Source organism: Caulobacter sp. 602-1, from assembly GCF_003931565.1.
GTDB lineage: Bacteria > Pseudomonadota > Alphaproteobacteria > Caulobacterales > Caulobacteraceae > Caulobacter.
Genome location: NZ_RRYI01000004.1, coordinates 468300 through 490740 on the forward strand (window position 1 = coordinate 468300; position 22441 = coordinate 490740).

Below are 22441 nucleotides of genomic sequence, written 5' to 3' on the forward strand. Positions count from 1 at the left end.
TGCTTGAACGGTGGGCGGCTCGCTCGAAGCCCGAGCCCCTTGTCGGCTCAAGGCGTAATCCGCGTTCCGCTGCTGCCGGCCAGTACGCCCGTGACGTCGTCGAGCGAGCCGATAAACGCTTCGCGTCCAGTCGCTAAAGCGAACTGTCGGGCGGCCCGCACCTTTGGGCCCATCGAGCCTTCGGCATAGGTCTGTCCCGCGGGATCGTCGGCGCGGATCGTCCTCAGGGGCGTCGCGTAGGGGCCGCCCCAGTCGCGATAGACCGCCTCCACGTCCGTCAGGATGACAAGTCGGTCGACGTTCAGCTGGATCGCCAGAAGGGCCGCGGCCAAATCCTTGTCGATCACCGCCTCCAGGCCGATCAACCGGCCGGCCGCGTCTTTGGCCACCGGAACGCCGCCGCCGCCCGCGCAGATCACCAGCGTTCCGTCTCTCATAAGGCGCTCGATGATTGATTGTTCGATGACCTCGATGGGTGCGGGCGAGGCGACGACGCGGCGTTGACCGGCGCCGTCCTTGGCGAAGGACCAGCCGCGTGTCTCGCCCAAGGCCAGGACCTGCTCGGCAGTATAAACCGGCCCTATCGGCTTGGTGGGCCGCTGAAAGGCCGGATCACGGCGATCGACCAGGGTCTGGGTCAGCAAGGTCGCGACCTGCCGTTCGGGCCGCGCGTTGCGCAACTCCTGGGCTAGCACATAGCCGATCATGCCCTGCGACTCCGCGCCCAGCATGTCGAGGGGATAGGCTGGCGCGGCCGCATAGGCTTCCGCTTGCAGGGCGAGCAGGCCGATCTGTGGGCCGTTGCCGTGGACGAGCGCGGTCTCAACGCCGTCACAGGCCGTCGCGAGGCTGGCGGCCGCTCGCGCCACGTTGTGGCGTTGATTGTCCGCCGAGGCGACCTCCCCGCGCTTGAGCAGGGCGTTGCCGCCGAGGGCGATGACTTGGCGCATCAGGCCTGCCGCCGGATCGCCGCCGGCCGTTGCCCCAACGGCTCCTGCTGAGTGATGCAGTGGATGTTGCCGCCGCCCAGGAGAATTTCGCGAGCCGGAACCGGCAGGATTTTTCGGCCGGGAAAGCACTCAGCCAGCAGCGCCTGGGCGGGCGCGTCCATCGGGTCGTCGAAGGCGGGGACGACCACCACGCCGTTGCCGATATAGAAATTGACGTAGGAGGCGGCCATCCGGTCGCCGGGCTCGCGGGGCAGGGTGCCCGGGACCTTGTCGACGCCTGCGGCCTCCGCGGCCGTGATCAGGACGGGCGCCGGCTGATAGACCTTGTGGACTCGCAAGGGGCGACCCCGTGCGTCACGCGCCATGGAAAGTCGCTCGAGCGCGGCTGCCGAGCGTGCGTACTGTGGGTCGGCCTGGTCATCGGTCCAGGTCAGCACGACCTCGCCGGGCGCCACGAAGCGGCACATGTTGTCGACGTGGCCGTCGGTCTCGTCGAGATAGACTCCCTGATCGAGCCAGATCACGGTCTCGACCCCGAGATAGTCGCGTAGCCTTTGCTCGATCTCGTCCTGATGGAGGCCGGGGTTGCGATTGGGGTTGAGCAGACACTCCTTGGTCGCCAGGACGGCGCCCTGACCATCGACATCGATCGAGCCCCCTTCGAGAATGAAATCCGGGCCGTAGCGGTCGTCGCCCTCCAGCTCGACGACTTTCTCGCCGACCAGGTCATCCTGATCCCATGGGAAATAAAGGCCCCCGACAAGACCGCCCCAGGCGTTGAACTTCCAGTCGACGCCGCGAACCTCTCCGGCGGCGTTGACGACGAAGGTCGGCCCGCAATCCCGGATCCAGCTGTCGTTGCTGGTCATCTCGACCACGCGCACGGTCGGGTCGAGCATTTCACGGGCGATGATGTACTGCGCCGGCGAGGCGCAGACGGTGACCGGTTCGCCCTGAGCGATGGCGGCGGCGACGGCGGCGAAGGCGTGCTGGGCCGGCTTGGCGCCGCCGCGCCAGTTGTCTGAGCGTTCGGGCCAAAGCATCCAACATCCGGCGTGGGGCTCCCATTCGGCGGGCATGCGGAAGCCGTCGGCGCGCGGCGTGGTGGTCAGGAGGCGGCTCATGGCGGGACCTTCCGAATGTGATTGAGCGGCGAGTGGAGAAATCAGCGTGGACGGGCGGGTTCGGCGGGCGGGTCAGACTCCGGCGTGTTCGCGCGCCGATTGGCTTTCATGGTCCCGATCACCAGTTCGCCCAGCACCAGGGTGACAATGACGCCGCCCAGGATCGGCCCGGTCTTGCTCCAGTCGATCGCCACCCCCGGAACCCACAGGAAGAAGATGATCGCCTGGGCGATGAACAGGGTGCAGACGCCCGCCAGGACTCCGGCGCCAAGCGCGCCGCCCGGAACCCGGTATGGGCGAGGCGTGGTCGGATCCTTGCGTCGCAGGGTCAGGAAGGCCGGAAAGAGCACCAGATAGGGCAGCAGGAAGATCACCGAGCTGAAGGCGAACAGCGACCAGAACAGATCCTCGGCGCTGCGGGCGAAGACGCCATAGGCGATGATCACCACCGTCGAGACCAGACCGGTGAGCAGGTAGGCGCCGACCGGGGTCTGGTTGGACTTGCGTTGCCAGCCAAACACCTTGGGCAGTTCGCCGTCGGCGGCGGCGGACTGGGCCGCGCGGTTGGCGCCCATCGACCAGGTCACCAGATTGGCGAGGATCGTGAACACCGCGCCGACGCCGACGACGATGATGATTACGTCGAGGCCCGGCGCTCCGGCCAGCAGCGAGCTCAGGGTGTCCAGAAGACCCTTGATCAGGCCGATATCCTTGACGGGCAGGGCGACCAGAATGCCGAACGTGGCCAGGAGATAGAAGGCTGAGATCAGCAGGCCGGCGGTGATGACCGCGATGGGCACGTCCCGGGCGGGATTGCGCATCTCTTCGCCCGCGCCGGAGACTAGTTCAAAGCCCATGAAGTTGTAGACGATGACCGGAAGGAAACCCAAACCCGCGCTCCAATGCGGCATCAGGCTGGCCCACGACAGGTCGTTGGCCGCGCCGCGGGTGACCAGGACGTAGATGCCGCCACCGCCGATCAGCAGCATGATGCCGGCCTTGATGAAGGCGCCGACATTGGGCACCCACTTGGCCGCGGCCAGGCTGGTGACGCCGATCAGCACGGTCAGCCAGGTCGCGCCCACGCCGATCAGGATTTTCGACCACAGGCCCATCTCGACGCCGGTGATCTGCGCGATCAGACCCGCCAGCAGGATGTAGCCCGAGGGCATCCACAGCGCGACGTTGACCCAATAGTACCAGGTGGCGCGCGCGGCCCAACGGTCGCCGAAGGCGCGACGGATCCAGGTCTGGATGCCGCCTTCGCCGGGATAGGCCGCGCCGAGTTCAGCGGTGATCAGGCCATAGGGAATGAAGAACAGGGCGAATGTGATCACCCACCAACTCAGGGCCGAGGGGCCGATCGCCGCCGAGGCGGCCAGGGTGTCGATGACCAGGATCGCGCAGACCGTGAACAGGGTTACGTCGAGCAGACCCATGACGCGGGCGAAGCGCGCGCGGGTCGGGGCGGCGGGAGATTTGGCCATGACTCAAGCCTCCAGAGCGGCGGCGGGCGTCGCCGCGCCGTCCAGTTGATGATCGTCGAGGAAGGCGCCGATCGCGTGCGCGTGGCGGGCCGAGCGCTTGGCGCTGGGAAGTCTCAGGTGCGGCCGCACGAAGGCGACGAGAATGGCCTTTTCGGCGTGCAGCCGGTTTTCAGCTTGATCGTAGATGATGGCCCGAGGCCCATCCATGACGGCGTCGGTGACCTCGACGCCCCGCGAGGCCGGCAGGCAGTGCATGAACTTGGCGTGAGGCGGGGCGTTGGCCAACAGGGCGTCGTTGACCTGGTAGCGCGGCATGAAGGCGGCCTGCCGCTCGGGAATCTCGGCCTCCTGGCCCACCCACCACCAGAGATCGGTGTAGATGAAGTCGGCGTCGGCGACCGCCTGGACCGGGTCGTCGGTCACGGAGAACCGCCCTCCGGACTGGACGCAATTGGCCCGCGCGATCAATTGCCAGGCTTTGGGCGCCTGATAGCGCGGCGGCGCGCAGTGGACGAACTCCATGCCCATCTGGGTGCAGATCATCATCAACGAGGAGCAGACATTGGTCGCGTCGCCGATGAAGGCGACCTTGAGCGCCTCGAGCGGCTTACCGGCGGGCCGATGCTCTCGCATGGTGAAGACGTCGCAGAGCACCTGGGTGGGGTGGTTGTAGTCGGTCAGGCCGTTGATCACCGGCACGTTGGCGTAGCGGGCGAGTTCCGTGACCGTGGCGTGCTTGAGGGTGCGCGCCTCGATGGCGTCGACCATGCGGCTGATCACGCGCGCGGAGTCCTTGATGCTCTCGCGCACGCCCAGGTGGATTTCGCCTGGCTTGAGATAGAGCGCGTGCCCGCCAAGCTTGGTCATCGCCACCTCGAACGAAATCCGCGTCCGGGTCGAGGGCTCCTCGAAGATCATTCCCAGCGATGCGCCTGCCAGCAGCGGAGGCAGGGCGCGGTCGCGGTCGGCCGTCTTCAGGAGCCCGATGAGGTCCATGAGCCAGACGAGCTCGGTCTTGGTGAAATCCTGGGTATCGATGAAATGGCGCACGGCGAACCTCGCGACGAAGACGCCCAAACCTAGGCCGGCCCGCGCGCGCGAAACTGATCTGCGTCAAGCGGCCGGCGGAGGCGTCCCGTCGACGCTCGGCAGGACGGTGGTTCGGCGGACCACAGCGTCCAGCCCGCCGAGCATCAGGTCCGCATTGGCGGCCATCAGATCTTCAGGGCCACGCGCCTTGGCCAGGCTGGCGAAATAGCGCGCATACCGTTCGCAGCCTTGCGACCAGTCGCGGGCCATCTGGGTTTGGCCGTTTTGCGCTGCGGCGATCACGGTGTCGAAGACGGACTCCGCGACCTTGGGCGTATCGGTCTTGGCCATTGAACTATCTCCGGGTTGAGGCGACCAGGATGCGCCGCCCAAAACGGACCGTTTTGACGGGGATCAACCCACACGGACCAGCCAGCGCGATCATCCGCGCGCGCCGATTGGGCGTGTCTTGCGCAAGGAACTTCCAATGTCCCAGCCTGAGATCAAATCCACTCTGCCGACCATCGGACAACAGGCCACCCATATCTTCGCGCCGCTTCAGCGCGAGATCGATCGCGTGTTCAGCGAGTTCGGCCGCGGCTTCGGCATGACCGAGACTTTCGCCGTTCCCAGTCTCGACTTCAGCGAGACCGCCCAGGGCATCGAGCTGAAGCTCGATGTGCCAGGCTATACTGAAAGCGAATTGACCGTGACGGTCGAAGACGACCGCCTGATCGTCCATGGCCACAAGACGGATCAGACCGAGAGCGGCGACAAGACCTATCGCGTGCTCGAACGGCGCTCGGGCGAATTCACGCGTCAGGTCACCTTGCCGCGAACGGTCGACGCCGAGGGGTTCACCGCCAATCTCAAGGACGGCGTGCTGACGATCGTCGCGTCAAAAACCAACGAGAGCGTCGGTCGCACCATTCCCATCCAAGCCGCGTCGCCGGCCGCCTGACCATGCTGGCCATGGTCCTCGAGGACGGTCGGCTGACAGCCACCCTGCGCCCGGTTCCCGAGCCTGGCGCGGGGCAGGTGCGGCTGGAGATCCGCGCGTGCGGGGTCTGCCGCACGGATCTGCATCTGCTGGATGGCGATCTCTCCACCCCGGGCCCGATCGTGCCGGGCCATCAGGTCGTCGGGACCGTCGCCGCGCTGGGCGAGGGCGTCACAACCCTGGCGCTCGGTCAGCGCGTCGGCGTGTCCTGGCTGGGTCGGGCCTGCGGCCGCTGCGACCTTTGCCGCGAAGGCCTGGAGAACCTCTGCAAGCGCGCCGAGTTCACCGGATGGACCCGGGACGGCGGCTATGCCGATCAGGTCTTGGCCGACGCCGCCTTCTGCCTCCCGCTGCCCGAAGCGTTCAGCGACCTGGAAGCCGCGCCTCTGCTTTGCGCCGGCGCGATTGGCTTCCGGGCTTGGCGCATGGCCGCCCAGGGGCGCGTGGTCCGGCGCCTTGGTCTCTATGGCTTCGGCGCGGCGGCGCATCTCCTGGCGCAGTTGGCCATCTTCGAAGGCCAGGACGTTTACGCCTTCACGCGGCCCGGGGACACCGCCGCGCAGGCTCTGGCGCGCTCGCTCGGCTGTGTCTGGGCCGGCTCTTCCGCCGAACGGCCGCCACAGCCGCTGGACGCGGCGATCATCTTCGCCGCAGACGGAGCCCTCGTCCCCTTGGCGCTGCGCGCGGTCGACCGAGGGCGCGCTGTGGTGTGCGCCGGCATCCACATGAGCGCCATTCCGGCCCTCGACTATAGCGACCTGTGGGAAGAGCGTCGGGTCCTGTCGGTGGCCAATCTCACTCGCGCCGATGGCGCCGACTATCTGAAGCGCGCCGCCGCGGCGGGCGTACGCGCGCACATCACGACTTATGGATTGCGCCAGGCCGGAAAGGCCCTGGCCGACTTGCGCGCCGGCGCCTTCACCGGCGCGGCCGTCCTCGCGATCAAGGGGCGCTAGCCGGGCTGTTGGTGAACGCGGGCAGTCCTGTCAGGCGATGATAAAGTTGGGTGAGGTGTTCGAACGTCGTGTCCCAACGATAGCGCTCGACGGCCCGTGCCCTGGCGCGGGCTCCTAGCACCGACAGATCGCGATCAAACAGCGCCGCGATCGCCTCGGCCATGGCCTCGGGCGTTGCCCGCGCGGCCAGTTGGCCGAACGTCTCGTCGACCGTTTCGCCGACGCCTCCATGGGCGACCCCCACCACCGGCACGCCGCAAGCCATGGCTTCGAGCACCACCAAGCCGAGGGTTTCGAAGGGATTGGCATGGACCAGGGCGTCGCAACCCGAGAGGATCCTGGCCAGCCTGGCGGGGTCGTTCTGGAACGGCAGGGTTAGCACCTGCCGCGAGCGCGATGCGCCTCCGCCGATCAGCAGCAGGCGGTAGTCCGGACCTAGGCGCTCCACCGCCTCGACGAGCACGTCCAGTCGCTTCTCCGGCGCGGGCCGCCCGGCGAAGACGACCAACCGCTCCCGCGCGCCAAGGCCAAGGGCCGCGCGCAGCGGCGCGCGAGCCTGCGGATAGGGATGGAAGATGTCGGTATCGACGCCGAGCGAGACGTCTTGGACATTTTCCACGCCAGCCTCGCCCAGGATTTCGGCCATGTAGCGGCTCGGCGCCAGCACTTGGTCGAAGCGACGAAAGCGGTGCGCCCAAAGCTTGCGAAACGCGACGGCTCCACGGCCGTCGAGAAGTCGCCGGGTCAGGGCCGCCACGTCGCTATGGCAGAAGCCGACCACCGGGACGCCGAGAGCTTGGCCGGCCCGCAAAGCCGCCTTGCCGGGCAGGTAGGGATCCTCAGCTTCGATCAGGGCGGGGCTCTCGCGCAGGATGCGCTCGGTCCAGGCCGCCAAGTTCATCGGCCAGCGATAGCCGTGCGTGAAGGGCAGGATGGCCGACTGAACAAAGGCGATCTGAGCCTCGTCACGATCAGTGGGCCCGGGCAGCACCTGCCGATGGCGCAGGCTGGGTCGGCGTCGGGCCACCCAGTCGGCCTTGGCCTTCAGATAGCGCCGCACGCCGCCGCTGGCCGGCGCGTAGAGCATGGTCGTGTCAACCAGCCCGACTGAGCCAGCCGGCGAGGGAGCGGGCAGGCCGATCGCGGCGATGGAGAGCGAAGCATCACGCCACATGGCGCCTCCGTTCGGCGCCGACGACCAGCGCGCGGCAGACATGGGATGTATCGGTCGCCGGTGGAGTCGCCCTGCGTAGAACGCGATCTTGACCCAATCTAGCGATCCTCAACGATCCGGCCGTCCAGCATGCGGATGCGGCGATCGGCGGCTTCGGCGAAACTCTCGTCGTGGGTCACGCACACCACCGCGCGTTGTTCGGCATGGGCCAGGCGCTGGAACTCCTCGATCACCAGGCGGGTGTTGACGCTGTCGAGATTACCGGTCGGCTCATCGCATAGCACGATGGCCGGGTCGTTGGCCAAGGCGCGGGCGATCGCCACGCGTTGCCGTTGACCGCCGGAGAGGCGGTCAGGCCGCCGCCCGGCCTGTTGGGCCAAGCCGAGCTTCTCAAGCAGGGTATGGACGGCCTGATCGATCTCTAGAGGACTGCGACGTCCCAGGCGTCGCATTGGCAGGGCGACGTTGGCGTGGGCCGTCAGCTCCGGCAGCAGGAAGTGGAACTGGAAGACATAGCCGATCCGCTCCAGGCGCAGCCGCGTGCGGGCCGCTTCGCCGAGATCGGTCGTTGGCTGTCCGGCGATCAGCACCTCGCCCTGGTCGGGTCGATCCAGGAGGCCCAGCAGGTAAAGCAACGAGGACTTGCCGCACCCGGACGGCCCCACGATCGCCACCAGGGCGCCGGCCTCGATCTTCAGGGTCGCCGCGTCGACCAGGGTGAAGGGCTCGGGATCCACGAGAACCCGCGTAACCGCGCGCGCTTCGATCAGAGCGCTCACGTCGCCCCCCGCAGAATGTCGACCGGGTCCACCCGCGCGGCCTTGCGCGCCGGAAGCCAGGCGGCGATCAGGGCCGCGGCGAGCGACGCGCCGCCGGCCAGGAGATATTGCGGCAGGCTGCGGTCGAGCGGCAGCACCAGCGGCTTGCCGCCCATGGTCAAAGGCAGGCTGGCCAGGATCTGCAGAAGACCGGTACCGACGGCGAAGCCGACGAGCGCGCCCAACACGCCCACCAGCAGGCCCTCCATCAGGAAGATCGCCTGGATGTCGCCGGCCGTGAAACCCATCGCACGAAGGATGGCGATGTCGCGGCGCTTGTCGGCGACGCTGTTGGAGACGGCGGTATAGATGCCGAAACTGGCTACGACCAGGATCGCCAGGATCACCGCGTACATGATGATGTTCCGCACGACCAGCAGGTTGAGAATGTCGGCCGAACGCTCCTGCCAGGACTCCCATTTGTAGCCCCACCGGCTCTCGAGGCGCTCGGCCTGCGCCTTGGCGTCGTCGGACCGGGCCAGCCGGATATGGAGCTGGTTGACGATGTCTGGCCGCGAGAACAGGACCTGGGCGGTGCGCAGCAGGCCATAGGCTACCGTGTCGCCGGCATAGAAGCCGGCCTGGGCGTCGGGCTCGATCAGCGCCAGGATCCGCATGCGCTGCAGGGTCCCGCTTGAGGCGGTCACGACCAGGGTGTCGCCTAAGCGCGCACCCAGGCGTTCGGCCAGGGGGCGGCTGATGATGATCCCGTCGGGGCGCGCCTCCAGGTCCGTCAGCGCGCCGCCGACCAGAGTTTCGCCGATCTTGGCCAGGCGTCCTTCCAGCCGTGGGTCGACGCCATTGAGCGCCACCGCCGCCGTCCTGCCCGCGTAGGCTATGGTCACCGCGCCGCTGAGCGACGGGGCGGCCAGGGCCCCGGGGATCGCGCGGGCGTCGGCGAGCATGGCGGGCCAATCCTTCAATCCGCGCACCTCCTCCTGAGGCCGCAGGCCGTGGATGGCGACCGCGGCGTTCGGAAAGGCGTCCAGGGCGGGCTGGCGAACCGGCTTGCGCTGCTCGTCGCGCACGATGATGTGGGGCGCGGAGTCCACCAGAGTCTTGATGAAGTCCTTCTGGGAGCCGACCATCATGCCCGAGACGGCCAGGAAGAACCCGACGCCGATCGCCACGCCCAAGGTGGCCACCAGGGTTTGGCGGGCTCGTACTCGGAGATGCGCCAGGGCCACCCCGGCCAGAACGCCGGCGACCGAGTTCATGGGCGCGCGGCGCTTACGCGTTGACCGTCCCGAAGGCGGCCGGGCGCAATGATGACGGTCTCACCGGCGGCCATGCCCGACTTGAGCTCGGTCTGGGTCGCGCCAATCGCGCCGACCTGCACCGGAACTTGGCGGGCGCGCCCATTTTCCACGCGCCACACCTGGCCGTTCTGGACCGCCGTGGCGGGGACGAGGATCGCCTGCTCGCGCCGCGCGGCGACGAGGTTGGTCTCGACGGTCATGCCGGGCGAGAGTGGGCAGTCGGCGGGCAGGGCGATGCGGACACGAAACACCCGGCCCGTGGCGTCGCCGGCCGGGGTGATCCGGGCGATGGATCCCTGGAATGTCCGCCCGGGAAAGGCGTCGGCGCGGATCAGGGCCTGGGCGCCGAGCTTCAGGCGGGCGATATCACGCTCATCGACGTCGGCGGTGATGCGCAGGGTGCGTGGATCGGCCAGCAGGAACAGCATCGTTCCCACAGTCGCCAGATCGCCGGGTTCGGCCTCGCGCCGCAGGATCTGGCCGGCGAACGGCGCGGTCAGGCGATAGTCGCGCAGGTGGGCCAGGGCGCCTTCTGCGGCCGCCCCCGCGGCGCGGGCCTGCGCCTGGGCGTCGTCATCGGCGGCGCGCGCGGCGAATCCCGCCTCCAGCAGGCGTCGCGTGCGACCGGCGACAACGCGGGCCTGCGCCGCCTGGGCGGCCAACTGCAGGGCCGTGCCTTGCGCCGGACCATCCTCGAGCTGAGCCAGCAGTTGGCCCGCCTTGACCCACTGGCCTTCGGCGACCGCGACCTCGCGTATTGGCGCGCTGACGATCGGCGCGACATGGGCCTGGCGCACATAGTCGACCACGCCGGACGCGTAGACGACATCGACCGCCTGCCCCACGACGGCTTGAGCGACGACGACCCGTGGCGGCCTCAGATAGAGCGCCCCGGCGGCGAGCGCCGCGATCAGCACGAGCAGGCCCGCGCCAAAGACCCATAGCCGGCGCGATCCCGCCCTGGCGGATATCGGCGCGGCCGCCGGCGTGGGATTGGCCGTCTTTGGCGCCGCGGCGGAGCGGGGGAGGGGCGTGTCCATCGTGCCAGGGGCCAATCCAGAAGGCCGCCGGACGCCGGCCTTGCATGGTGATGACACGGGCTGGGGCGGCCGGGATTGATCAAGATCATGCGATTGAGCGCCGAGCGGCGCGACCTTGGCCATCCCCGCCGCGCCCTGGAGAAGCTCCGCCATGCCTCGATATCTCAACCGTAGAACCTTGATGACCTTGGCCGCGGCCATGCCGCTGGCGCCAATGGCCGCGTTCGGCCAGGGCCGTTCCGATACGGCGCAAGCCACGTTCAGGGGAGAAAACCTGGCCTTGGTCGTCGGCTACCAGTCGGGCGCTGGTCGCCTGACTTTCCAGGGGCGACGCTATGACTTCCGCGTCAACGGCCTGGCCGCGGTCGGCGTCGGCGCCGAGCGCCTCGAAGGAACGGCCGAGGTTCGCCACTTGAAGTCCCTCGCCGACTTCGAAGGAGTCTATTGGGGCGCGGGCGCGAGCGGCGCCTTGGTCCTGGGCCGCGGCGCGGCGATCTTGCGCAACGGCAAGGGCGTGGAGATCCGCCTAAACCTCGAAGGTCGAGGACTGGCCCTGATGATCGCCGCCGGAGGCGCGAGAATCGTCTTCGGCTAGGCGTCTGGTCTCGAACCGCGTGGGGCTCGGTCTCGCTGAGGGCCCACACGGCGCGAGGATCTAGAAGATCCTCCCGTCGTGCGCTTGACCTAGCGCCAGGCGCTTTAGACCCTCCGCGCAGACGAGATAGGTCCCCACCAGCCCGGCGATCGCCGCCAGGGTCGCCCCGGTCGGGGGCGCGAAGCCCAGCACCGCGCCCCATGGCAGGAGCGGCAAGGCCAGGGCGAGGGCCAGACCGGCGAGCGCCGTGGCGGTCAGGGCCGGATGCGCGCGGCTGGCCAAGGCCGGACCCGCCGTCCGGATCACGAAGATCACCAGGATCTGGCTGGCCATGGATTCAATGAACCAGGCGGCGCGAAACTGGGCCACATCGGCGTGGAACACCCACAGCAGCAGGGCGAAGGTGGCGACATCGAACACCGATGACAGCGGTCCCATGATCGCTGTGAAGCGCATCAGGCCGCGCATGTCCCAGGCTCTGGGACGCGACAGGTCCGAAGCGTCCGCCCCATCGAGCGGAATGCCGACCTGCGCAAGATCGTAGATCAGGTTGTTGAGCAGCACCTGGACGGCGGTCAGCGGCAGGAAGGGCAGGGCCAGCGAGGCCAGCGCCATGGTCAGCATGTTGCCGAAGTTGGAGCTGGTGCCCATCCGCACGTATTTCATGATGTTGGCGTAGGTGCGCCGTCCCTCGGCCACCCCGTCGGCCAAGACGGAAAGGTCCTGATCTAGCAGGATCATGTCGGCCGCCTCGCGCGCCACGTCCGTGGCGCCGTCGACCGACAGGCCGACATCGGCGGCCCTGATCGCCGGGGCGTCGTTGATCCCATCGCCGAGGAAACCGACCGTATGACCACGCGCGCGCAAGGCGTGGACGATCCGGGTCTTCTGGTCAGGCGTGACGCGGGCGAAGAGATCGGTGTGTTCGACCCGGACGGCCAGAGCCTGGTCGTTGAGCTTGTCGATCATCTCCCCGGTCAACAGGCCCTCGACCGGCAAGTTCAGCGTGGTGACCAGATGCTGCACGACGGCCGCGGCGTCGCCCGAGATCACCTTGACCCGTACGCCGGCCGCCTGAAGCCGGGAGATCGCCTGGGTGGCGCTGGCCTTGGGCGGGTCCACGAAGACGCAGAAGCCCAGGAACACAAGACCTGCGTCGTCATCCTGGCCGATGGTTTGGCGGCCGGCGGCGGATCTGAACGCCACGCCCAGGAGACGCAGCCCTTGGGCGGCGCGGTCGGCCTGGAGGTCGGCCAGGCGCTGACGAAGCGCCGCGTCGAGCGGTCTGACCGCTCCCGAGCGGTCCTGAGCGTTCGCGCAAAGGGTCAGCAGGGTTTCGGGGGCGCCCTTGACGATCTCGAGCCGGACGCCGTCGGCGGCGCGCTCGACGAGGACCGAGACCCGCCGTCGTTCGAAATCGAAGGGGCGCTCGTCGAGCTTGCGCCAGCCGTTGAGGTCGCGGTCGGACATGTGCTGGAGCAACGCCTCGTCGAGGGGACTCCTCAGACCGGTCTCGAAGCGCGCGTTGATCGCCGCCCATTCGGCCACCTGGTCATCGTCTTCGCCGTCGATCCCGGGATGGGCGACCAGCGCTATGCGCGCCTGGGTCAACGTGCCCGTCTTGTCGGTGCAAAGGATGTCCATCTGACCCAGGTCGTGGATCGCCGACAGGCGCTTGACCACCACCTTGGCGGCGGCCATGCGCTGGGCGCCGCGCGACAGGGCCACGGTCATGATCATCGGCAGGAGTTCGGGCGTCAGCCCGACCGCCAGGGCCATGGCGAACAGGAACGACTGAAGGGCCGGTCGACCCAGCGCCAAGTGGGCCAGCAGCACGAAGAGCACCAGGAACAGGGTCAGGCGAACGATCAGGACCCCCAGCTGGTGAACGCCGCGCTCGAACGCGGTGGGCGGCTGCGCCTTGCCCAAGGCTCGGGCGATGGCGCCAAGCCGGGTGCGCGGGCCGGTGGCGGCCACCAGCATTCTGGCCGTGCCGGCGACCACCGAGGCGCCCTCGAACAGGGCGTTGCGCGCGTCCGCCAAGGTGGCTTCCGTCGCGGCGGGCTCGACGGCTTTCTCCACCGGATAGGGCTCGCCGGTCAGCAGGGCTTGGTTGACCTGGACATTGTTGGCGGCCAGCACCACGCCGTCGGCCGGCACAAGGTCGCCTGCCGCCAAGTCGACGACGTCGCCAGCCACCAACTGGGCGGCGGGAACTTCGCCGGCCTTGCCGTCTCGCCAGGCGCGAGCGCGCAACGCGATCGTTTGGCGCAAGGCCTCCGCGCTCGCCCGCGCGCGATGTTCCTGGATCATGTCCAGCCCGGTGGACGCCAGGACGACGGCGACGATGATCACGAAACTGGGCGCGTCTCCCGTGGCCCCGGCGATCGCGGCGGCCACCAGCAGGATGGCTACCAAGGGGTTCGCCAGGCGCCGCAGCAGATCCGCCAGGGGATGGCTGTGCGTGCTCGGGGCGAGGCTGTTGGGGCCATCCACGGCCAGTCGGCGCACGGCTTCCTGCGTCGAAAGACCCTGGAGATCGCTCCCCAGGGTCTTGAGCAGGACGTCGGCGCCTTGCCGCCAGAACGGCGGGAGCTTGGCGCTCACCGCCGGCGCCCGGTCAGGCGAAGCGCGAACAGGAAGAGGTTCAGCAGATCAAGATAGAGCGTCAGGCCGCCCATGACCGCCGGCCGCGGGGCGCCATTCCAGCCTTCGGCGGCGAGGCGCCGCAAGCGCTGGACATCGAAGGCGGTCAGACCGGCGAATATCAGGGCGCCCATCGCGCAAATCGCGAGGTCCAGAGGCGAGGATCGCAGAAAGAGGTTGGCCACCATGGCCAGGAGCAAGGTCACGACGCTCATGGTCATGAAGACTCCCAGGCCGCCAAGATCGATCCGTGTCACCGCGCCGAGCGCGGCCATGACGCCGAAGCCAGCCGCGACGCACACCAGGGCCAGGGCCAGGTCATGGCCGGAATAGGCCATCACCAGCCCGCCCAGGGATAGTCCGACCAGCGCGGCGTAGCTCAGAAACATCATCGCCGCGACGGCGGGAGAGAGGCGGGTGATCGAGGCGCTGAGGGGCAGCACGATCAGCAGGGGCGCCAGGGTCACCATCCAGCCGACGCCCGTCAGACCCTGGTCGGTGAACAGGGCCCGCGAAACGGCCGGCAGATAGGCCGCGCTCCAGGCCGCGGCCGCCGAGATCAACACGCCGCCAGCCATCCAGGCCCAGACCGAGGCCATGAAATCCGTCGCCCGATCGGGCGGGACCGATAGGGCCGCGCCAAGGTCAAGGTCGTCTCCGCGCCTAGGCATCGCTTTCTCCTCCGCCGTCGCTCTCGGCGCCGGGAACCAGACGCGCGGAGGGTGGTCGGGGCGACCGCCGCGCCCAATTGGGAAAGCTACGTAGATTTGCGAGGTTCGCCCGCGCCGACGTCGCGGTAGGTCAAGCGCACGCCGCCTTGGTGGAGGAGAGCCCGCCGTGACCGCCGCTCTTGCGATCGACAGCCGCCAGCCGCCAGCCGCCAAGGCCGACGATCCCGGCGATGCGTGGGCTGAACGTCTGGATCGCCTGGCCAGCGCGGGGCTGGCGCGGATGACCGGCGGGCTCTCGCCGCTTTCGATCCTCTCCGCCTATGCCGACTGGGCCACTCACCTGGCTCTTTCGCCCGGCCGCCAGTGGCGCCTGGGCGTCAAGGCCGGACGCAAGATGTCGCGCTTGGCCGACTTCACCGGGCGCGCCCTTCTGGAAGGCTCGGCCGCCGCGCCGGCGATCACACCCTTGCCCCAGGACCACCGGTTCGATGATCCGGCTTGGCGAACCTGGCCCTTCAATCTGCTTGAGCAGGGCTTCCTGCTGCAGCAACAATGGTGGGATGCGGCCTTGACTGGCGTGCCGGGCGTCACCGCGCCGCATCAGGCCATGGCGCGCTTCGCCGCGCGCCAGATGCTGGATGTCCTGGCGCCGTCGAACTTCGTGCTCACCAATCCCGTCGTCCAGGCCAAGGTCGCCAAGACAGGCGGCGTCTGCCTGGCCCAAGGCGCGGCCAATCTCCTCGATGATGTCCGCCGCGGGCTCTCCGGTGAGCCGCCGGCCGGGGCGGAAGCCTTTCGTCCTGGCCATGAGGTGGCGATCACGCCGGGGCAGGTGGTGTTTCGCAACGATCTGATCGAGCTGATCCGCTATGCGCCCGCCACCGCGCAGGTCCGGCCCGAGCCTGTGCTGATCACCCCGGCCTGGATCATGAAGTTCTACATCCTGGACCTGTCGCCCGAGAACTCCCTGGTGCGTTGGCTGGTGGACCAAGGGTTTTGCGTCTTCATGATCTCCTGGCGCAATCCAGGCCCGGCGGATCGGGGCCTGGACCTGGAGGATTACCGGCGTCAGGGTTTCCTGGCGGCGCTGGACGCGGTGGTCGCGGAGACCGGAGCCAGCGCCGTTCACGCGGTGGGATACTGCCTGGGCGGAACCTTGCTGGCCATCGCCGCCGCGGCCATGGCGCGCGACGGCGATGAGCGACTGGCGAGCGTGACGCTGCTGGCCGCGCAGACGGAGTTCAGCGAGCCAGGGGAACTGGGCCTGTTCATCGATGCGGGTCAGGTGCGCTTCCTGGAGGACCTGATGTGGTCCAGGGGCTATCTCGACCCGCGTCAGATGAGCGGGGCTTTCCAGATTCTGCGTTCCAACGACCTTGTCTGGTCGCGCCTGGTGCGGGACTACCTGATGGGCGAGCGCGCGCCCATGAGCGATCTGATGGCCTGGAACAGCGATGGCACCAGACTGCCCTACGCCATGCACAGCCAATATCTTCATTCATTGTTCTTGAACGATGATCTGGCCGAGGGGCGGTTCCTGGTCGAGGGGCGGCCCATCGCCCTGGAGGATATCCGGGTCCCGATCTTCGCCGTCGGCGCCGAATGGGACCACGTCGCGCCATGGCGTTCGGTCTTCAAGATCCATCTGCTGACTGGCGCCGAGGTCACCTTCCTGCTGACCAGTGGCGGGCATAACGCCGGCATCATCTCCGAACCGCGTCGTCCGGGCCGGCGATGGCGTCGCCGGACGCGGCCGGCCGACGGCCGCTATGTCGACCCCGAGGCCTGGCTCGGCCAGGCCGAGCAGGGAGAGGGATCCTGGTGGCCGCAATGGGCGAAATGGCTGGCCGATCGCTCGGGTCCGTCCGTTCCGGCCCGGACGCTGGAACCGGCCGACCAGCCCGGGAAAGGCAGTCGCGCGCCCGCGCCGGGGCGCTATGTTCTCGAACGCTGACTCGCGGGAAACAGCACAAGCCAAGCCCGCGCCGACCACGAGCTTCATCGCGCTGATCATGGCTTCGATCGTCGCCACCTTGGGGCTGGTCTTCGCCTCGACGGTCCTGCTGCGACTGTTGACCCTGTGGACGCCGATGGCGCCCCGGCATGGCTCTGCTGCACCTTGGCGCGCACGGCGGTAAGAACGCGGGACCGCCTCGGGCCATAGGCCCACGGACACCGCCTAGGGCGCGGCGCGGGCGGCCAGCCTGGCGGGGGAGGCGACGCGGAAGCGACGGCAGCCCTCCAGGGCGATGAGGCCTTCGCTCTGCAGCTGGCTGAACATGCGCGAGACGGTCTCGATGCTCAGGCCCAGGTGATCGGCGATGTCCTGGCGGCTCATCGCCAACTCGCTCCAGACCGACCGCTGTCGCTTGGCCACGTCGGACAGGAAGCCGGCGACCTTCTCCAAGGCGCTCTTGCGGGCCAGGAGCATCATGTGCTCGTGCGCCCGTTCCAGCTCCGAGCCGGTGGCCTGCCAGATGGCCCGTTCCAGGCCGTGGCCGGCCTCGCCGCGATGGCGCATGGTCGAGCGCCGGGCGACCAGGACGCGGGTGGGGCCCAGCGCCTCGGCCGAGGACAGGTGCGCGGGCCCGGTCTCCAGGCCGAAGAGATCGCCCGGATAATAGAAGCCGGCGATCTGGCGGCGGCCGTCGCTGGTCAGGCGCGAGGCGCGCACCGCGCCGCTCTGGACCTGATAGACGAGATCGGTCTCTTCGCCCTGGGCGTAGATTTCTTCGTCGCTGGCGTAGGCGATGCTGACGCCCATGTCGCCGAACATGTCGGCCATGGGCGGATAAAGCGACGTCATCGCTGGAGCGGCGGCGGATCTCGGTAAGGCGTACATCGACATCGTGGCTCTCCCTGCGGCGCGATGACAGGGATAGTGCCGCACGCCCCAACCACACCATTGGGAACAATACTTAACCCTGGCGTGCAGACCTCCGTGGACGTGTGCGTCGGTGCCGCTGTCGGACCGTCCAGTGCGGTCGATCGGACGCGGGTTACCAGATCGTCATGGCCCTTTGGGTCCAGGTCCATCGCGACTCCCAGCCGGTTTGGCCGTTGTTGATCGCCTGGGTGATCTTCCTGCTCGCGCTTTCGTCGTTGCTGTCGGCCTGCAGGATCGCCGACAGGTGGTTCTTGTCCCAGAACCAGGCCGCGGCGAGGGACCCGATATCCGGGCCGGCGACCAGCTCCGGCTTCAGGCGGATATCGCCGACATCGGGTCGTCGAGACGCCAACCACGCGCCAAAGAGCGTATAGTTGTCGCGTCCGGTCAGTTGCTTGGGCCCCCCGGCCTCGGAAGTAATAGCCGTCGTCCGAGCCCTCGCGGTTGCCCATGCGGCCGTTGTAGACCTTGTTGGCGAGCGCCTTTGGATTTCCGGCGAACGGCGTGGGGTCGACGGTCTTGAAGCGTCCAGGCCAGGTCTTGCGAATTTGCGCGGCCGAGTACCACAGATCTTCCTCGAACGTTCGAAATCCCATGGACTCATGGGCCATCTGGCCAAGCCAGTGAACGGTCGCGCGCCGGCCGGTGATGCCGCACATATCGCCCGCCCGCGCCAGCGCGGCGCACCAGGCCTCCGCGCTCTGAGGTCCGATCTTCGGTACGAATTTCCGGAAGGTGTCGTAGGTGATCAGAGACATGCGCCCGCTATCTCCTGAAGCGCCGTTAGCTCGGTATTGCCATTATGGCGTGTGCGCGGCCAAAGTTCGCGTCGCCACCATGAGCGATTGAGCTGGACCGTCAAGAGCGGCGTTCTATCGCGATCGCCGCGGATAGACCGCCGTCAGTGGCGAGCGTTCGGGAAGCGGCCGGCTACGGCGCGACGCGACGCATGCGGAGCGCCCGTGCGACGGCGGCGAAGGCGGCGGCGACGTGCTCGGTCAGCCAACTGACGGGATTCTCGCCGGGGCGTCGGCGGCTGGTCACCCAGGTGGCGACGCAGATAATCGCGAAGAGCGCGGCCGGCCCGCCGACCGTCACGGCCGCCGGAAGGCGAGCCGCCGAGACCATGGCCTGGCCGAGGATCATGGAGGTCTCGAAGAGGAACAGCAGAACCCCGCCAGTGGCCATGGCCGACCCCGAGCCCGCGCGCTTGGCGCTCAGGCCGAACGGAACGGCCAGGAGCGGCAGCAGGGGCAGGATCAGCGCCCGCGAGGACCGAGCATAGAGTTCGGCCAGCAAGGTCTGCCGGGGAAGGGCGGGTCGCGCGGCGCCAAAGCCCTGTTGGGCCAGTTCGACCAGAGTCAGCTCGCTGACCTCGTCGCCCCGCAGCCGCAGCAGCTTGGCCGACTGCGACAGGGGCAGATCGAAGGCGAAGCGCGAGAATCGGGCGACATAGACCCGGGCGTCGCGGGTCGTGCTGACCTGTCGACCGTCGCGCAGCTCCAGCTTCACGCTTTGATCGCCCGCGTCCTTGCTGACCTCGGCCGAGACCGCCGTCAGGACGTCCTCGCGTCCGTCGGGACCGATCTTGCGGATGAAGACATGTTGGAGACGACGTCCGCTGGCGTCGGCGTCATCGGCGGTCAGGAAGACGTCGGGCCCGGCGTTGAGCAAGGCCTTGGGCCTGACGTCGCCGTTCCATCCGGCGTTCTCGGCCGCGTGCAGGACCGCGTGATAGGCGTAGCGGCTATAGGGCTGGATGAAGCCGAACAACACCACGCTAAAGACCATCAGCAGGAGGCCAAGGCCGACGAAGGGCGCGGCGAACCGGCCCAGCGATATGCCGCTGGCCAGGATCGCGTCGATCTCCGAACTCTTGTTGAGGCCGTTCACGACCACGAACAAGCCGATGAAAAAGCCGCCGGGCAGGGTCAGGCCCACATAGTGCGGGACGAGATTGACCAGCAGCTCGGTCAGGAACTTGAAGCCTTCCGTCGTCTGAGAGAGCAGTTGGAAGGACCGCATCAGACGCTCCATCAGGAACGCCACCATCGTGCTGATCAGCACGGCGGCCATCGGCGTCAAAGTCCGCCGCAGCAGGTAGCGGTCAAGTATGGTCGGGAACATGGGCGATACGCGCGGGGCTTCAAAGCGCCGGCAGGCCGGCGGCCTGCGGCTCGACCTTGGCCGGTGAGCGCCACACGCGCACGGCGGGGGCTTGCGGAGCGGGGCGCGCGTCCAGGGCCTCGGCGTAGACGTCCAGCACCGCGTCCAGAACCTCCGTCCAGCGATAGGCGGCGCTGCGCTCGAGCGCGGCGGCGCCCAGGCGCCGTCGTTCCTCCGGGTGGACGAGCAGACCCGACAGGGCGCCGGCATAGGCTGAAGGATGATCCGCGCAGAGGAGGGCGTTGCGACCGTGGCGCAGCAGCGCGCGCGTGTTGGGCGCATCGGCGCAGACCATCGCCAGGCCGCAGGCCATCGCTTCCAGATTGACGTTGCCGAAGGTCTCGGTGGTGCTGGGATTGAGGAAGATGTCGCCGCTGGCCAGGGCCGTGGCCAGAGTCTCTCCGGTCAGGAAGCCGGTGAAGACGGCCGAGGGCATCCGCTCCTGGAACCAGGATCGGCCGGGTCCGTCGCCGATCACCACCACCTGCGGGGCGTGGCCCGCCGCCTCCAGTTGACCGATGGTCTCGGCGAATGCCGCCAGGCCTTTCTCCATGACGATCCGCCCGAGAAAGACGATCACCGGACGATCAGGGGCGAAACCCTGGCTCAGTCGCCAGGCCTCGCTGCGGCGTCCGGGATGGAAGAGTTCGGGATCGACGCCGCGCGCCCAGGTCCGGATGCGGACCGGCAGGTTATGGGCGCGAAGCTCGTCGCCGATCGCTTCGGTCGGGGCCAGGACATAATCGCAAGCCCCATAGAAGTTCCAGAGATGGCGACGCACCAACGGGCGCAGTCGGCCCAGGCCATAGTAGTCGAGATAGGTGTCGAACAGCGTGTGCAGGCTGGCGACCACCGGGACCTTCAGGGCGCGCGCGAACTTCAAGGCCGCCGAGCCCAGAAGGTCCGGCGCGGACAGATGGATGAGGTCGGGCTTGAAGGCCTGGATATCGCGTCGCAAGGCGCGCGGGAGGCCCAGGGCCAGGCGGTAGTCCCGCCGGAACGGGATCTTCACGGACGGCACGGAGATCAGCTGTCCCATAGGCTCGAAGGCAGGGTTCGGGCCGGTCGGGGAATAGACCCGCACCTCCGCGCCCACGGTGCGCTGCAGGTGGTCGACCAACCGGTTCAGCGACTTGTTCGCGCCATCGAGGGTGTAGTTGTAGTTCCCCGAGAACAAGGCAATCCGCAACGGGCGCACACCATCGGTGCGCGTCAACGCCTTGATGTCCATATCAGTCCTTCCACGAGCGCGGCCCCTGGCCCCCCGGCCACTACGACGACGCGCTTGCCCCACCACCACACGGAATCTCGAACTCGATGAGACCTACACCCGCTAACGTCGTCTTTTTGTGAAGGCGGCCCGCCGCGCCACCGTCACGGTGATGGTCTACGGGTGCCGGCGGGGTAATTTCAGGAAGCACGATGCGGGTAGTGGATGTCGCCGAGTTCTATTCGCCCACTGGCGGGGGCGTGCGAACCTATATCGATCGCAAGTTCGAGGCGGCGGCCCAGTTGGGCCACGAACTCTTCGTCATCGCGCCGGGGCCGGAGGACGGATTCGAACCGCGCGCCTCGGGAGGCCTGATCCAGGTTCGCGCTCCCCGGCTGCCGTTCGACGCGAACTATCACATGTTCTGGGAAGCGGGACCTGTGCATCGCTGGCTCGATTCACTGTCGCCGGATCTGGTCGAGGCGTCCTCGCCTTGGCGCGGGGCCTGGATCGTCGCCAACTGGTCCGCGCCCGTCGCCCGCGCCATGTTCATGCACGCCGACCCGGTGGCGATCTATCCCCAGAGGTGGTTGGCCTCCGTCGCCAGCCCCGAGAGGATCGATCAGCTCTTCGACTGGTTCTGGAACTATCTTCGAAAGCTGACGGGGCGTTTCGCCTCCGTCGTGACCGGCGGGCACTGGCTGGGTCGCCGCTTCGAGCATCACGGCCTGGAGGCCGTGACGAGCATCCCGCTCGGCGTGGATCGTGGCTCTTTCTCGCCGCGACTGCGGGACGAACGTCTGAGGTCGGAGCTGCTGGAGGCCTGTTCCTGCCCGAACGATGCGAAATTGGCCCTGGCGGTCGGACGTTTCCACCCTGAAAAGCGCTGGCCCATGGTGATCGAGGCCACGACAAGAGCCCGCGCTGATGTCCCGATCGGCCTCGTCGTGGTGGGCGACGGCATCGACCGCGCGAGGGTTCGGCGAGCGGCCGCCGGAAAGGTTCACGTCCATCTGATCCCGCCGATCCGCGACAGAGGCTTGCTGGCCGCTCACCTGGCCAGCGCGGATGTCCTGGTGCACGGCTGCGACTCGGAGACCTTCGGCCTGCTTCCGGCCGAGGCGATGGCTAGCGGCCTTCCACTGGTGGGGCCCGATCGCGGCGGTTTCGCCGACCTCGCCCAACCGTCGACCTCGGAAGTCTATCGCTCCGGCGACACCCAGGCGGCCGCGGCGGCCATCCGTCGCCTGTTCTCGCGCGACCCGGGCGCATTGAAGGCTGCGGCGATCGAGGCGGCCGCCGGGGTCAGGCGCGACACCGACCACTTCGCGGACCTGTTCGAGCACTATCAACGTGTCGCGGATAGGGGGCGGTCAGTCGAGCCGCGGCCCGCGGCCCGGCGGCCGCCGGCGGGCGCGAGCGTTTGACT

The 22441-nt window shown here is 68.3% G+C and carries 20 protein-coding genes; 5 read left to right on the top strand and 15 right to left on the bottom strand.

Features of this window, described 5'->3' with window-relative positions; translation table 11 throughout:
- Positions 1-47 precede the first annotated feature (47 nt).
- The 5 genes from EIK80_RS14730 to EIK80_RS14750 form a co-directional block, all read right to left on the bottom strand.
- The gene (locus tag EIK80_RS14730; protein ID WP_125157747.1) at positions 48-950 is read right to left on the bottom strand and encodes a carbamate kinase; all 903 of its coding nucleotides are present in this window, start codon (positions 948-950) and stop codon (positions 48-50) included.
- Positions 950-2074, bottom strand: coding sequence for an agmatine deiminase (gene aguA / locus EIK80_RS14735; protein ID WP_125157748.1), 1125 nt, complete (start codon positions 2072-2074; stop codon positions 950-952). Before aguA ends, EIK80_RS14730 begins: the two co-directional genes overlap by 1 nt.
- Before the next feature lie 41 nt (positions 2075-2115).
- Entirely contained in the window at positions 2116-3561 is a 1446-nt protein-coding gene (locus tag EIK80_RS14740) for an APC family permease (RefSeq protein WP_125157749.1), read from the bottom strand.
- Between the two features lie 3 nt (positions 3562-3564).
- Complete coding sequence (gene ptcA / locus EIK80_RS14745; RefSeq protein WP_125157750.1) at positions 3565-4611, bottom strand: putrescine carbamoyltransferase; 1047 nt, start codon at positions 4609-4611, stop codon at positions 3565-3567.
- Positions 4612-4674: 63 nt separating this feature from the next.
- A complete protein-coding gene (locus EIK80_RS14750) occupies positions 4675-4941 on the bottom strand; it encodes a hypothetical protein (protein WP_125157751.1) in 267 nt (88 codons plus the stop codon).
- Between the two features lie 136 nt (positions 4942-5077).
- Here EIK80_RS14750 and EIK80_RS14755 point away from each other — a divergent pair, with 136 nt between their 5' ends.
- Both EIK80_RS14755 and EIK80_RS14760 read left to right on the top strand, forming a co-directional pair.
- Complete coding sequence (locus EIK80_RS14755) at positions 5078-5551, top strand: Hsp20/alpha crystallin family protein (protein ID WP_125157752.1); 474 nt, start codon at positions 5078-5080, stop codon at positions 5549-5551.
- A 2-nt stretch (positions 5552-5553) separates the two neighbouring features.
- Entirely contained in the window at positions 5554-6546 is a 993-nt protein-coding gene (locus EIK80_RS14760; protein ID WP_125157753.1) for a zinc-binding alcohol dehydrogenase family protein, read from the top strand.
- Here the strand turns inward: EIK80_RS14760 and EIK80_RS14765 are convergent.
- From EIK80_RS14765 to EIK80_RS14780, 4 genes are all read right to left on the bottom strand, one after another.
- Positions 6533-7720, bottom strand: coding sequence for a glycosyltransferase (locus tag EIK80_RS14765; RefSeq protein WP_158624701.1), 1188 nt, complete (start codon positions 7718-7720; stop codon positions 6533-6535). The genes EIK80_RS14760 and EIK80_RS14765 overlap by 14 nt on opposite strands.
- A 98-nt stretch (positions 7721-7818) precedes the next feature.
- Positions 7819-8499: an ABC transporter ATP-binding protein gene (locus EIK80_RS14770; RefSeq protein WP_125157755.1), complete on the bottom strand. Its 681-nt coding sequence runs from the start codon at positions 8497-8499 to the stop codon at positions 7819-7821.
- Positions 8496-9755, bottom strand: a complete 1260-nt coding sequence (locus tag EIK80_RS14775) for an FtsX-like permease family protein (RefSeq protein WP_125157756.1) — start codon at positions 9753-9755, stop codon at positions 8496-8498. Before EIK80_RS14775 ends, EIK80_RS14770 begins: the two co-directional genes overlap by 4 nt.
- Complete coding sequence (locus EIK80_RS14780) at positions 9752-10837, bottom strand: efflux RND transporter periplasmic adaptor subunit (RefSeq protein ID WP_125157757.1); 1086 nt, start codon at positions 10835-10837, stop codon at positions 9752-9754. The genes EIK80_RS14775 and EIK80_RS14780 overlap by 4 nt, the downstream gene beginning before the upstream one ends.
- 151 nt (positions 10838-10988) lie before the next feature.
- Here EIK80_RS14780 and EIK80_RS14785 point away from each other — a divergent pair, with 151 nt between their 5' ends.
- Entirely contained in the window at positions 10989-11432 is a 444-nt protein-coding gene (locus EIK80_RS14785; protein ID WP_125157758.1) for a hypothetical protein, read from the top strand.
- Positions 11433-11492: 60 nt separating this feature from the next.
- On the opposite strand, the gene mgtA is transcribed toward EIK80_RS14785, so the two are convergent.
- Both mgtA and EIK80_RS14795 read right to left on the bottom strand, forming a co-directional pair.
- Complete coding sequence (gene mgtA, locus EIK80_RS14790; protein ID WP_125157759.1) at positions 11493-14039, bottom strand: magnesium-translocating P-type ATPase; 2547 nt, start codon at positions 14037-14039, stop codon at positions 11493-11495.
- Complete coding sequence (locus tag EIK80_RS14795) at positions 14036-14749, bottom strand: Bax inhibitor-1/YccA family protein (RefSeq protein ID WP_125157760.1); 714 nt, start codon at positions 14747-14749, stop codon at positions 14036-14038. The genes mgtA and EIK80_RS14795 overlap by 4 nt, the downstream gene beginning before the upstream one ends.
- 166 nt (positions 14750-14915) lie before the next feature.
- Between EIK80_RS14795 and EIK80_RS14800 the strand changes: the two genes are divergently transcribed.
- Positions 14916-16703 carry an alpha/beta hydrolase gene (locus tag EIK80_RS14800; RefSeq protein ID WP_233586647.1) on the top strand — a complete coding sequence of 596 codons (1788 nt, stop codon included), beginning with the start codon at positions 14916-14918 and terminating at the stop codon, positions 16701-16703.
- Between the two features lie 225 nt (positions 16704-16928).
- On the opposite strand, the gene EIK80_RS14805 is transcribed toward EIK80_RS14800, so the two are convergent.
- The 4 genes from EIK80_RS14805 to EIK80_RS14820 all read right to left on the bottom strand — a co-directional run bounded on the left by EIK80_RS14805 (position 16929) and on the right by EIK80_RS14820 (position 21033).
- A complete protein-coding gene (locus tag EIK80_RS14805; RefSeq protein WP_233586649.1) occupies positions 16929-17555 on the bottom strand; it encodes a helix-turn-helix domain-containing protein in 627 nt (208 codons plus the stop codon).
- A 193-nt stretch (positions 17556-17748) separates the two neighbouring features.
- Positions 17749-17988 carry a hypothetical protein gene (locus EIK80_RS14810; protein ID WP_125157762.1) on the bottom strand — a complete coding sequence of 80 codons (240 nt, stop codon included), beginning with the start codon at positions 17986-17988 and terminating at the stop codon, positions 17749-17751.
- A gap of 578 nt (positions 17989-18566) precedes the next feature.
- On the bottom strand, positions 18567-19763 hold the full coding sequence (locus EIK80_RS14815; RefSeq protein ID WP_125157763.1) for an LptF/LptG family permease: 1197 nt from the start codon (positions 19761-19763) through the stop codon (positions 18567-18569).
- Positions 19764-19782: 19 nt separating this feature from the next.
- Entirely contained in the window at positions 19783-21033 is a 1251-nt protein-coding gene (locus EIK80_RS14820; RefSeq protein ID WP_125157764.1) for a glycosyltransferase family 1 protein, read from the bottom strand.
- A gap of 191 nt (positions 21034-21224) precedes the next feature.
- On the opposite strand from EIK80_RS14820, the gene EIK80_RS14825 reads away from it, so the two are divergent.
- Entirely contained in the window at positions 21225-22439 is a 1215-nt protein-coding gene (locus tag EIK80_RS14825; protein ID WP_125157765.1) for a glycosyltransferase, read from the top strand.
- Positions 22440-22441: the final 2 nt, after the last annotated feature.

Coding starts and splice junctions, on each gene's coding strand:
- EIK80_RS14755 (WP_125157752.1), top strand. CDS start 5,078: ATGTCCCAGCCTGAGATCAAATCCACTCTGCCGACCATCGGACAACAG.
- EIK80_RS14730 (WP_125157747.1), bottom strand. CDS start 950: ATGCGCCAAGTCATCGCCCTCGGCGGCAACGCCCTGCTCAAGCGCGGG.
- EIK80_RS14765 (WP_158624701.1), bottom strand. CDS start 7,720: ATGTGGCGTGATGCTTCGCTCTCCATCGCCGCGATCGGCCTGCCCGCT.
- EIK80_RS14805 (WP_233586649.1), bottom strand. CDS start 17,555: ATGACGTCGCTTTATCCGCCCATGGCCGACATGTTCGGCGACATGGGC.
- EIK80_RS14795 (WP_125157760.1), bottom strand. CDS start 14,749: ATGCCTAGGCGCGGAGACGACCTTGACCTTGGCGCGGCCCTATCGGTC.
- EIK80_RS14820 (WP_125157764.1), bottom strand. CDS start 21,033: ATGGACATCAAGGCGTTGACGCGCACCGATGGTGTGCGCCCGTTGCGG.
- EIK80_RS14780 (WP_125157757.1), bottom strand. CDS start 10,837: ATGGACACGCCCCTCCCCCGCTCCGCCGCGGCGCCAAAGACGGCCAAT.
- EIK80_RS14740 (WP_125157749.1), bottom strand. CDS start 3,561: ATGGCCAAATCTCCCGCCGCCCCGACCCGCGCGCGCTTCGCCCGCGTC.
- EIK80_RS14825 (WP_125157765.1), top strand. CDS start 21,225: ATGCGGGTAGTGGATGTCGCCGAGTTCTATTCGCCCACTGGCGGGGGC.
- aguA (WP_125157748.1), bottom strand. CDS start 2,074: ATGAGCCGCCTCCTGACCACCACGCCGCGCGCCGACGGCTTCCGCATG.
- EIK80_RS14785 (WP_125157758.1), top strand. CDS start 10,989: ATGCCTCGATATCTCAACCGTAGAACCTTGATGACCTTGGCCGCGGCC.
- EIK80_RS14775 (WP_125157756.1), bottom strand. CDS start 9,755: ATGAACTCGGTCGCCGGCGTTCTGGCCGGGGTGGCCCTGGCGCATCTC.
- EIK80_RS14815 (WP_125157763.1), bottom strand. CDS start 19,763: ATGTTCCCGACCATACTTGACCGCTACCTGCTGCGGCGGACTTTGACG.
- EIK80_RS14750 (WP_125157751.1), bottom strand. CDS start 4,941: ATGGCCAAGACCGATACGCCCAAGGTCGCGGAGTCCGTCTTCGACACC.
- EIK80_RS14760 (WP_125157753.1), top strand. CDS start 5,554: ATGCTGGCCATGGTCCTCGAGGACGGTCGGCTGACAGCCACCCTGCGC.